Annotated in this window: 12 protein-coding genes and 1 riboswitch; of the genes, 11 read left to right on the top strand and 1 reads right to left on the bottom strand. The window is 72.0% G+C overall.

Annotated features, from left to right (window positions below):
• Both AB0I76_RS13755 and AB0I76_RS13750 read left to right on the top strand, forming a co-directional pair.
• Positions 1–934, top strand: a 934-nt coding sequence (locus AB0I76_RS13755; RefSeq protein ID WP_357034338.1) for an ATP-binding protein, incomplete at its 5' end; no start/stop codon positions are given.
• Positions 935–977: 43 nt separating this feature from the next.
• A complete protein-coding gene (locus AB0I76_RS13750; protein WP_357034336.1) occupies positions 978–1,406 on the top strand; it encodes a nucleoside deaminase in 429 nt (142 codons plus the stop codon).
• Here AB0I76_RS13750 and AB0I76_RS13745 read toward each other — a convergent pair.
• On the bottom strand, positions 1,397–2,278 hold the full coding sequence (locus AB0I76_RS13745) for an SPFH domain-containing protein (protein WP_357034334.1): 882 nt from the start codon (positions 2,276–2,278) through the stop codon (positions 1,397–1,399). The two genes, AB0I76_RS13750 and AB0I76_RS13745, sit on opposite strands and share 10 nt — an antisense overlap.
• Positions 2,279–2,470: 192 nt before the next feature.
• Here AB0I76_RS13745 and AB0I76_RS13740 point away from each other — a divergent pair, with 192 nt between their 5' ends.
• The 9 genes from AB0I76_RS13740 to dinB form a co-directional block, all read left to right on the top strand.
• Complete coding sequence (locus AB0I76_RS13740; protein ID WP_357034332.1) at positions 2,471–3,163, top strand: RraA family protein; 693 nt, start codon at positions 2,471–2,473, stop codon at positions 3,161–3,163.
• A gap of 72 nt (positions 3,164–3,235) precedes the next feature.
• A riboswitch (SAM riboswitch) is annotated at positions 3,236–3,347 on the top strand.
• Between the two features lie 235 nt (positions 3,348–3,582).
• Positions 3,583–4,428, top strand: coding sequence for an ABC transporter substrate-binding protein (locus tag AB0I76_RS13735; RefSeq protein WP_357034330.1), 846 nt, complete (start codon positions 3,583–3,585; stop codon positions 4,426–4,428).
• A gap of 90 nt (positions 4,429–4,518) precedes the next feature.
• Complete coding sequence (locus AB0I76_RS13730) at positions 4,519–5,295, top strand: amino acid ABC transporter permease (RefSeq protein WP_357034328.1); 777 nt, start codon at positions 4,519–4,521, stop codon at positions 5,293–5,295.
• 2 nt (positions 5,296–5,297) lie between these two features.
• Positions 5,298–6,035, top strand: a complete 738-nt coding sequence (locus AB0I76_RS13725) for an amino acid ABC transporter ATP-binding protein (protein ID WP_357034340.1) — start codon at positions 5,298–5,300, stop codon at positions 6,033–6,035.
• A 126-nt stretch (positions 6,036–6,161) separates the two neighbouring features.
• Positions 6,162–7,292: an N-acetylmuramoyl-L-alanine amidase gene (locus AB0I76_RS13720; protein ID WP_357034326.1), complete on the top strand. Its 1,131-nt coding sequence runs from the start codon at positions 6,162–6,164 to the stop codon at positions 7,290–7,292.
• A gap of 127 nt (positions 7,293–7,419) precedes the next feature.
• Positions 7,420–7,830: a VOC family protein gene (locus tag AB0I76_RS13715; RefSeq protein WP_357034324.1), complete on the top strand. Its 411-nt coding sequence runs from the start codon at positions 7,420–7,422 to the stop codon at positions 7,828–7,830.
• A gap of 49 nt (positions 7,831–7,879) precedes the next feature.
• Positions 7,880–9,454, top strand: coding sequence for an FMN-binding glutamate synthase family protein (locus AB0I76_RS13710; protein WP_357034322.1), 1,575 nt, complete (start codon positions 7,880–7,882; stop codon positions 9,452–9,454).
• A gap of 170 nt (positions 9,455–9,624) precedes the next feature.
• Entirely contained in the window at positions 9,625–10,056 is a 432-nt protein-coding gene (locus AB0I76_RS13705) for an SRPBCC family protein (RefSeq protein ID WP_357034320.1), read from the top strand.
• A gap of 63 nt (positions 10,057–10,119) precedes the next feature.
• On the top strand, positions 10,120–10,807 hold a 688-nt coding region (gene dinB / locus AB0I76_RS13700), incomplete at its 3' end, for a DNA polymerase IV (protein WP_357034318.1).

Below are 10,807 nucleotides of genomic sequence, written 5' to 3'. Positions count from 1 at the left end.
GCCCCTAGAGCGCCTGGGCGCCTCGGTGCGGCAGGTGGCCGGCGGCGACTTCCGGCACCGGCTGCGCCCCGAGGGGCCGGCGGACATCGCCCGGCTCACCGCCGACGTGGAGTCGATGCGGCAGGTGGTGGTCGACGCGCTGGAGCGCAGCCACCACGACCGGGACGCCCTGGAGCAGCAGGCGGCCGAGCTGCGTCGCTCCAACGAGGACCTGGAGCAGTTCGCGTACGTGGCCTCGCACGACCTCCAGGAGCCGCTGCGCAAGGTGGCGTCGTTCTGCCAGATGCTCCAACGCCGGTACGACGACCAGCTCGACGACCGGGCCCGGCAGTACATCGGGTTCGCAGTCGACGGCGCGGCCCGCATGCAGGAACTGATCAACGACCTGCTGACGTTCTCCCGGATCGGCCGGGTCTACGCCGAGCTGCGCGAGGTCGAGCTGACCGGCACCTTCGCGCAGGCCGAGGCGAACCTGTCCCGCGCGGTCGAGGAGGCGGCGGCGGACATCACCTGCGATCCGCTGCCGGTGGTACGCGGAGACCCGACCCTGCTCACGATGCTGTGGCAGAACCTGCTCGGCAACGCGGTCAAGTTCCACCACCCGGACCGCGTCCCGACGATCGGCGTGACGGTGGACGACGCCGACGGGTTCTGGTCGTTCGCGGTGGCCGACAACGGCATCGGCATCGACCCCCGGTACGCGGAGAAGATCTTCGTCATCTTCCAACGGCTGCATCCGCGTGGCACGTACCCGGGCACCGGCATCGGGCTGGCGGTCTGCAAGAAGATCGTCGAGTACCACGGCGGCACGCTCACCCTGGACGAGACGTACACGGGTGGGGCGCGGTTCGTGTTCACGCTGCCGAAGGTGCCCGCGGTGGTCGTACCCGGGCAGGCGGGCGAACCGGCGGCGGAGTCGGCGGCGGCGGTCTGAGACCCGGCCGGCGCGGGCCCGGCGCCCCGACTAGCCTGACGCCGTGGACGCAGACACCGAACGGCATCTGAGGCGGGCGATCGCGCTGGCCGGCGAGGCGCGGGCGGCGGGTGACCCACCGTTCGGGTCCCTGCTGGTGGACGCGGACGGCGCGGTCCTCGCCGAGGACCGCAACACGACCGTCACCGGGGACGACGTCACCGCCCACCCGGAGCTGAAGCTGGCCCGGTGGGCGGCACGGTCGCTGACGCCCGACGAGGCGGCGGTGACCACGATGTACACCAGCTGCCAGCCGTGCGGCATGTGCGCGGGGGCGATCGCCCGCTCCGGGCTGGGCCGGGTCGTGTTCGCGCTCTCCGCCGAGCAGCTCGACGCGATCAAACCGCCGGGCGCGGCGCCCCGGGCCGCCCGACAGGACGGCCCGTACCTGCACGACGAGGCGCGCGCGCCGGTGGTGGCGTACTACCGCTGAGGGCGCTCCCGCCGGTGGCCGTCGCCGCTGACCGACGCGGGCTGCGCCGCCGGCTCCCCGGCCGTCGCCGACGGACCCTCGCTCACCGGCGCCGCGGCGGCCCCGGTGCCGGACTGCGAGAGCCGGTCGAAGAAGCGCAGCAGTTCGACCGGGAAGGGCATCACCAGGGTGCTGTTCTTCTCGGCCGCCACGTCCACCACGGTCTGCAGCAGCCGCAACTGGTACGCGCCTGGGGTGGCCGCCATCGCCCGTGACGCGTCGGCGAGGCGCCGGGACGCCTGGAACTCGCCGTCGGCCGCGATGACCCGCGCCCGGCGTTCCCGCTCCGCCTCGGCCTGGCGGGACATCGAACGTTTCATGCCCTCGGGCAGCGCGACGTCCTTGACCTCGACGCGCTCGATGCTCAGTCCCCAGGGCCCCTCGGTCGGCGCGTCGATGACGTTCTTGAGGTCCTCGTTGACCTTGTCCCGGTCCCCGAGGAGGGTGTCCAGGTCGACCTTGCCGATGACCGACCGCAGCGCGGTCTGCGAGATCTGGAGGACGGCCGCCGGGTACTCCCGCACGTTGACCAGCGCCTTCACGGGATCCACGACCCGGTAGTAGACGACCGCGTCCACGGTCAGGGTGACGTTGTCGCGGGTGATGGCGCCCTGCGCCGGCACGGCGATCACCGTGGTCTGCATGCTGACCCGCACCATACGGTCGACGACCGGGATGATCAGCCGCAGGCCGGGCTCCCGGACGGGCAGCACGACGCGGCCGAAACGGAAGACGACGCCGCGCTGGTACTGCTGGACGATCCGCACACCGAGGGCGCCGAGCAGCGCCAGGAGCGCGACGACGATCACCACGCCGACGATCGTGGCTTCCACGGCACCTCCGCATCCTCATCGACGGCCCCCGCCGCCCGGCGGCGGCTACCCGCTGTGCCGGGAAGTAGTCCTGTCGGGCTCCGCCGGACGTGGCCGCCGGACGGGAACTGGACCTGGCCGGCAGAGACCGGCCGTGTTCCCGTGGAGCGGGGTGGCCGGCCGGACCATCCCGCACCCGTCGGGAGGAACCTCATGATCGAACGCTTCGCCGACCTGTCCACGCCCACCGTGGCCGACGCCTGCGTACGCCTCGGGGTGCCGCTGCGGGGGGCGCCGGCCGGCGTGCGGGCCGTCGTGGCCGGTCACCGGCTCGCCGGCCGGGTGCTGCCGGTACGCCACCACGGCAGCGTGGACGTGTTCCTGGAGGCGTACGCCCACGCGGCGCCGGGTGACGTCCTCGTGGTCGACAACGGCGGGCGGACAGACGAGGCCTGCGTGGGTGACCTGACCGCGCTGGAGGCGGTCACGGCCGGGGTCGCCGGGCTGGTCGTGTGGGGTCTGCACCGGGACACCCCCGAGCTGATCGAGATCGGTCTCCCGGTGTTCAGCTACGGCAGCCTGCCGCTGGGCCCCACGCGCCTGGACGAGCGGGAGCCCGCCACGCTGACCAGCGCCCGGTTCGGGGCGCACCTGGTGACCGCCGACGACCTCGTCGTCGCCGACGACGACGGCGTGCTGTTCCTGCCCGCCGCCCGCGCCGGTGAGGTGCTGACGACGGCGGAGGGGATCCGGCGGACCGAGCGGCTGCAGGCACACCGGATCCGGGCCGGGGAGACGCTGCGCGACCAGACCGCCTTCGCCGACTACCTGGACCGTCGCGCCGCCGATCCCGCGTACACGTTCCGCGCCCACCTGCGCCGCGTGGGCGGCGCGATCGAGGAGTGACGGGCGGGACCGGGTGAGCGTGGTCATATCGGCTGGACGATCCACCCGAGGCCGTTGCTAGTGTCGTCACCAGGTCATGAGCGCCAGCGTCAAGCCCCGGCTCGCTGGCCGGCAACCCTCGTCCACGTAGGGGTGCCCCGGGTGAAGACCAGGCACCGGAGCAGTTCCGGTGCAAGCGTGGCCTGGTTCCCAGGCCGACACGGCCCACTGAGGAGAACCATGTCCGCTCGCAGTTGCGTCCCGCCGCCGGCCCTGACCCGGCGCCGCCACGTCGACATGATGCGGGTCTGCAGCGCCGCGTGTAGCTGACCGCGCCGCTTCACCACTCCACCTGCCCCACACCCAGCGGTACGCCTCGCGGCGCACCGCCGGCGACGCACGCCCGTGCCCGCCGCCTGCGCAACCCCTCGGAGACACCTGTGCGATTCCTTCCTGCCCTCACCCGTGCCGCCGCCCTGGGCGTCGCCGCCGTCGTCGGCGCGGCCACCCTGACCGCCTGCGGCGGCGAGGACGCCTCGTCCGCCGCCGACAACCCGTACGACCTGCTGCAGCCCGGTGTGCTGCGGGCCGGCACGCTCACCGACGCGCCGCCGAACGTGTTCCTCCGGGACGGAAAGTTCACCGGCTACGACAACGACCTCCTCGTCGCCGCCGCCGCGAAGATCGGCCTCACGGTGGAGTTCGTCGGCACCGACTTCTCGGCGCTGCTCTCCCAGGTCGCCAACGGCAAGTTCGACGTCGGCAGCTCCTCGATCACCATCACCGAGGCGCGGAAGAAGACCGTCGACTTCGGCAACGGCTACGACTTCGGCTACTTCGGCCTGGACGTGCCGGCCGACTCGACGATCACGAGCTTCGACCAGTTGGCCGGCAAGCGGGTGGTGGTCGTGCAGGGCACCGTCCAGGACGACTACGCCACGGGCCGGAACCTGAACCCGGTCCGGGTACCCGACTACAACGGCGCGATCAACCAGCTCAAGGCCGGCACCGCCGACGCCTGGATCGCGCCCGCGGAGATCGGCGAGAAGTCGGCCGCGGACAGCAACGGCAGGATCAAGGTGGCGGCGAAGGAGCTCAGCCCGGCCCCGACCGCGTACGCGTTCGCCAAGGACAACGACGCGCTGCGCGAGGCGCTGGACAAGGCCCTCGACGAGGTGATCGCGGACGGCACGTGGACGAAGCTCCAGGCGCAGTACTACCCGGGCCGGCCGATCCCGGCCGACTTCACCCCTGGCAGCGGCACCGTGGCCGTCCCGGCCGCGTGAAAGGAAGGGCCCCTTCTTAACGCCTCACAAGGTGCAGGGGCCCCTTCCTAACAACAGGCAACGGCACGAGTGGGACGGCGGGAGACACTGATGGATCCGTTGAGCACCCTGTGGGAGACGTTCTTCGACGGGGACTCCATGCGCGAGGCACTACCCGAGATGCTCACCGTCGGGCTGCCCAACACGCTGATCCTGGCGGTCTCCGCCGCCCTGCTCGGCTCGGTGCTGGGCATGCTGCTGGCCGTCGCGGGCATCTCGCGGACGCGGTGGCTGCGCTGGCCGGCCCGCGTCTACACGGACGTCTTCCGAGGGCTTCCGGCGGCGGCGACGATCCTGCTGATCGGCGTCGGCCTGGCACCGTTGGGCATGGAGGTGTGGGGTCCCAACCCCTACCCGCTGGGCATCCTCGCGCTGTCGCTGATCGCGGCCGCGTACATCGGGGAGATCTTCCGCTCCGGCATCCAGTCGGTGGAGGCCGCGCAGCTGGAGGGGGCCCGCGCGCTGGGTTTCTCGTGGGGTGAGGCGATGCGGGTGGTCATCATCCCGCAGGGCGTCCGACGGGTCCTGCCGGCCTGGGTGAACCAGCTCATCGCGCTGATCAAGGACTCCAGCCTGGTCTACTTCCTGGGCCTGCTGGCCAGCCAGCGGGAGCTGTTCCGGATCGGACAGGACTACGCGGCGAACACCGGCAACCAGTCCGCGCTGCTGCTGGCCGGGCTGTTCTACCTGGCGCTGACCGTGCCGCTGACGCACGCGGTGAACTGGATCGACCGGCGGTTGCGGCACGGCCGGCCGGCCACCGCGGTGGCCGACGACGACGAGGGTGACCTGGCGCTGCCGGGAGCCCGGGGAGGGAACCCGCGATGAGCATCGACACCACCACCTCGGTGAGCGTCGGCGTCCGGGACGTGCACCTGGCCTTCGGGCCCAACCGGGTGCTGCGCGGCGTGGACCTGGACGTGCCCCGGGGTGCGACCGCCTGCGTGATCGGGCCGTCCGGCTCCGGCAAGTCCACTCTGCTGCGTACGGTCAACCGCCTGATCGAGCCGGACCGCGGCGACGTGCTGCTGGACGGGCGCAGCGTCCTGCGCGACGACCCGGACGCCCTGCGGCAGCGGGTCGGCATGGTGTTCCAGCAGTTCAACCTCTTCCCGCACATGAGCGTGCTGCGCAACGTCACCCTCGCCCTGCGGCGCATCCGACGGCTCGGCGAGGACGAGGCGGTGGCGGTCGCCCGTACGCAGCTGGAGCTGGTCGGGCTGGCGGCGAAGGCGGACGCGCGGCCGGCGCAGCTGTCCGGCGGTCAGCAGCAGCGGGTGGCGATCGCCCGCGCGCTGGCGTTGCAGCCGCAGGTGATGCTCTTCGACGAGGCGACCTCGGCGCTGGACCCGGAGCTGGTCAAGGGCGTGCTCGCGCTGATGGCGGACCTGTCCGCCCAGGGCATGACGATGATCGTGGTCACCCACGAGATGGGCTTCGCCCGCGAGGTGGCCGACACCGTCGCCTTCATGGACCGGGGCGTGGTGCTGGAGGCCGGCGAGCCGGCCGCGATCTTCGAGGCGGCCGAACACCCTCGCCTGCGGCGGTTCCTCTCCCAGGTCCTGTAGGGATCTGATCGGCGGTGACCTCTAGCGCCCGCCGCCTCGTTGGCAATATCCTCCACAGCACGCACGGCTCATGGAGCTGATTTTCACGCGGCTCCCACCCCCATCGCCGGACGCCGAGGAGATGCCATGCCCGTCGACCGTTCCGAACTGGACCGCCGGACCCTGCTGCGGGCCGGCCTCGGCGCCGCCACCGTCGCGGTCGTCGGCACCGAACTCGCCCTTCCGTCCGCCGCACGGGCCGAGACCGGCACCGATCTGGACTGGATCCTGAGCTGCGACGAGTGGGGCGCCCGCCCGCCCGCCGACCCGCTGTCGGTCAGCACGATCCCCACCAACAAGATCATCGTGCACCACATGGCGTTCCCGAACGTCACCGACTACTCGGAGGCGCAGGCGATCAAGCTGGCCCGCGACTGCCAGAACCTGCACATCGACGGCAACGGCTGGTCCGACACCGGCCAGCACTTCACCATCAGCCGGGGCGGGTACGTCCTGGAGGGACGGCGCGGCAGCCTGGAGCGGCTGGCCGCCGGCGACCGGCAGATGGTGTCCGCGCACTGCCCGGGCGAGAACACCCGGTCCATCGGCATCGAGAACGAGGGCACGTACGTCACCGAGACGCCCCCGGACGCGCTGCTGGACTCGCTGGTGAAGCTCTGCGTGACGATCTGCCAGCGGTACGGGCTGCACGCCCACGACATCTTCGGCCACTGGGACTTCCGCACCACCCAGTGCCCGGGTGCCGCCTTCTACCGCCAGTTCCCCACCCTGCGCCGCCGTGTCTTCGCCGCACTCGACACGAACCTGTCCGACGTGCCGGCCCGCCGCTGGCCGGACGTGTGGCGGTTCGTCAGCGCCCCGACCGTCCGCGCCGCGCAGTACCTGCTGCTGTACCGGGGCTACACCGTGCCGACCACCGGTGTGTTCGACGCCGCCACCGTCGCCGCCGTGCAGGACTGGCAGGCGCGCAACGGCATCCCGGTCGACGTCGACGCCACCCTCACCGCGCCCACCTGGGAGACCCTCGCCCCGGAGCTGGCCAAGGACGCCGCCGGCCTGCCGGTGAGTGCCATCCAGTACCTGCTCAACTTCCGCGGCTACACCGACGTCGCGGTCACCGGCGAGTACGACTACACGACCAAGAAGGCCGTCAAGGAGTTGCAGGACCTGCACGGGCTCCCGCAGGACGGCTCCCTCACCACCGACACGTGGTGCGTGCTCGTCGGCGGCGTGATCCGCCGGTCCTTCCGCGACTGACCGAACACGTACGGGTACGGGTGCGGCGGCCCACGGGGGGTCGCCGCACCCGTACGGCGTGTACACCCTTCCGACCACAGCGGGTGGTGCGAGGATGACGCCGGCCGTCGACCTCGAGGAGGAGCTCATGGCGTCAGAACTCAACCCGTACCTGAACTTCGCCGGCAACGCGCGGGAGGCGATGGAGTTCTACCACCGGGTGTTCGGTGGAGACCTCTCGCTGACCACGTTCCGCGAGTTCGGCACCGAGGACCCGTCGTACGCCGACCAGATCATGCACGGCCTGCTGCGGACCGCCGCGGGTCACGTGCTGATGGCCTCGGACCTGCCCCCCGGCATGGAGCTCCGGCGCGGCAACGCCAACACCATCTCCCTGAGCGGCGACGACGCCGACGAGCTGCGCGGCTGGTGGGAGCAGTTGTCCGCGGGCGGGGCGGTCGGCGTGCCGCTGGAGAAGCAGATGTGGGGCGACGAGTTCGGGCAGTGCGAGGACCGGTTCGGCACGCCCTGGATGGTCAACATCATCGCGCCGAGGTGAGTCCCCCGCCCTGTTTGACCGGCCGCGCGGGCGGAGAAACCCCCCTGGCATGAAGTGGACCGGTCGAGCCGTACCCGTCGTCGCCGCCGCCCTCGCGGGCCTCGCCGCCCGCGACGTCCTCCAGCGCGACCACGCCCTGCTGCGCAACTTCCCGCTGATCGGGCGGGCCCGCTACCTGCTCGAGGCGATCGGGCCGGAGCTGCGGCAGTACATCGTGGCGGGCAACAACGAGGAGCGGCCGTTCACCCGTGACCAGCGGCGCTGGATCTACGCGTCGGCGAAGCAGGAGAACAACTACTTCGGCTTCGGCACGGACAACGACATCGAGTACACCCCGGGCTATCCGATCATCAAGCACCGGACCTTCGGCCGGGCGGTGCCGCCGTCGTCCCCGACGGCGGGTCACGACGTACGCCTGCCGGCGGCGAAGGTCCTCGGCGGCGCGCGCGGCCGGGCGAAGGCGTTCCGGCCGGAGTCCGTCGTCAACATCTCCGGGATGAGCTTCGGCTCGCTGTCGGGCAATGCGATCACCGCACTGAACAAGGGTGCGGCGCTGGCCGGCTGCCTGCAGAACACCGGCGAGGGCGGGCTGTCGCCGTACCACCGCCAGGGCGGTGATCTCGTCTTCCAACTCGGTACGGCGTACTTCGGCTGCCGGGACTCCCACGGGCGCTTCGACCTGAGCCGGCTCAGGGACCTGGTGGCCGGCGCTCCGGTACGCGCGCTGGAGGTCAAGCTCAGCCAGGGCGCGAAGCCCAGCCTGGGTGGTCTGCTGCCGGGGGCGAAGGTGTCGGCGGAGATCGCCGCCACCCGGGGCATCCCGGAGGGCGAGGACTGCGTCAGCCCGTCGCGGCACGCGGAGTTCTCCGACTGCGACAGCCTGCTCGACTGGGTGGAGCTGCTCGCCGACGAGACCGGCCTGCCGGTCGGCATCAAGTCCGCCGTCGGCGACCTCGGCTTCTGGGAGGAGCTGGCCACGCTGATGCGGGACACGGGCCGGGGTGTGGACTTCGTGACCGTCGACGGCGGCGAGGGCGGCACCGGCGCCGCGCCGCTGATCTTCACCGACTCGGTGTCGCTGCCGTTCCAGCAGGGCTTCGCCCGGGTCTACCGGGTCTTCGCCGAGCGGGACCTCCACGAGCAGGTGGTCTTCGTCGGCGCCGGCAAGCTGGGTCTGCCGGACAACGCGGTGGTGGCGTTCGCGCTGGGCTGCGACATCGTCAACGTCGGCCGGGAGGCGATGCTGGCGATCGGCTGCATCCAGGCCCAGAAGTGTCACACCGACACCTGCCCCACCGGCGTCGCCACCCAGAACCCCTGGCTGGCTCGGGGCCTGGACCCGACGCTGAAGTCGGTGCGCGCCGCCAACTACGTGAAGACGCTGCGGCGGGACCTGGTCAAGGTCGCCGAGGCGTGCGGCGTGGAACACCCCGGCCTGATCGACACGGACGCGATCGAGGTCCTCGACGGCCGCACCTCCTCCACGCCGCTGCGCGAGGTGTACGGCTACCACCCCGAGTGGGGCCTGCCGTCGGCCACCGACCGCGCCGAGATCGTCCGCCTGATGACCCCGGAGGCCCCCCAGGGCGACAGTGCCCCACCCTCCCCCACCGCGGTGGGCTGACCCACACCGGGCCCCATCCCCCGTTGATCAAGGAGTTTGCGTCAGGATCCGGCCCCAACCTGACGCGAACCTCTTGATCAACTCCGGTCAGGGGGGTCGGGGGTGGGGGGTGGGGGTGGGAGGATTGTTGGGGATCCGAGGGGCGGGGAGGGTCGGTGGTGGTGGATGTGGTGTCCGAGGTTGTCATCGACCGTCCGCCCGTCGAGGTGGCCGCGTACGCGGGCGATCCGACGAACGCGCCGTCCTGGTACGTCAACATCGAGTCGGTCGAGTGGTTGACGCCCCCGCCGGCGCGGCCGGGTTCCCGGGTCGCCTTCGTGGCGCACTTCCTCGGCCGTCGGCTCGCCTACACGTACGAGATCGTCGAGCTGGTTCCGGGCGAGCGCTTGGTGATGCGGACGGCGCAGGGGCCCTTCCCGATGGAGACCACCTACCGGTGGGAGCCCCACGGCGGCGGACGGACCCGGATGACGCTGCGCAACCGGGGTGAGCCGAGTGGGTTCGCCTCGGTCGCCGCGCCGGTGCTGTCCGCCGCGATGCGTCGGGCCAACCGCAAGGACCTGACGGCGCTCAAGACGCTCCTGGAACGGACCGACCGTTGAGCTGGTGACCGTCGTTCGGGCAGGTCAGTGCGGTGCGAACCCCAACCATGCGAACATGTGTTCGTGTCGTCCACCGCCTCCATCCTGCACGCCGACCTGGACGCGTTCTACGCGTCGGTCGAGCAGCGGGACGACCCGCGCCTGCGCGGCCGGCCGGTGATCGTGGGCGGCGGCGTGGTGCTGGCCTGCAGCTACGAGGCGAAGGCGCGGGGCGTACGCAGCGCGATGAGCGGGCACCTGGCCCGGCGGCTGTGTCCGGACGCGGTGGTGGTGCCGCCACGGATGTCGGCGTACACGGCGGCCAGCCGCGCGGTGTTCGAGGTCTTCCGGCACACCACGCCGCTGGTCGAGGGGCTCTCCGTCGACGAGGCGTTCCTCGACGTCGGCGGTCTGCGTCGACTGGTCGGCCCACCGGCCGACGTGGCGGCCCGCCTCCGGCGGGAGGTCCGCGAGAGCGTCGGCCTGCCGATCACCGTCGGGGTGGCCCGCACGAAGTTCCTCGCGAAGGTGGCCAGCGGCGTGGCCAAACCGGACGGCCTGCTCGTCGTCGAACCGGCCGAGGAGTTGGCGTTCCTGCACCCGCTGCCGGTCGAGCGGCTGTGGGGTGTCGGTCCGGTGAGCGCCGCGAAACTGCGCGAGCGGGGCGTGCGTACGGTCGGCCAGGTCGCACGGCTCGGCGAGGCGACCCTGGTGTCGCTGCTCGGCGGCGGCGCGGGCCGGCACCTGCACGCCCTGGCGCACAATCGCGACC

It is taken from the genome of Micromonospora sp. NPDC049799 (genome assembly GCF_040656655.1).
Lineage (GTDB): Bacteria > Actinomycetota > Actinomycetes > Mycobacteriales > Micromonosporaceae > Micromonospora.
Note: the sequence above shows the minus strand (reverse complement) of the source record. Positions and strands in the feature narration are given on the sequence as shown.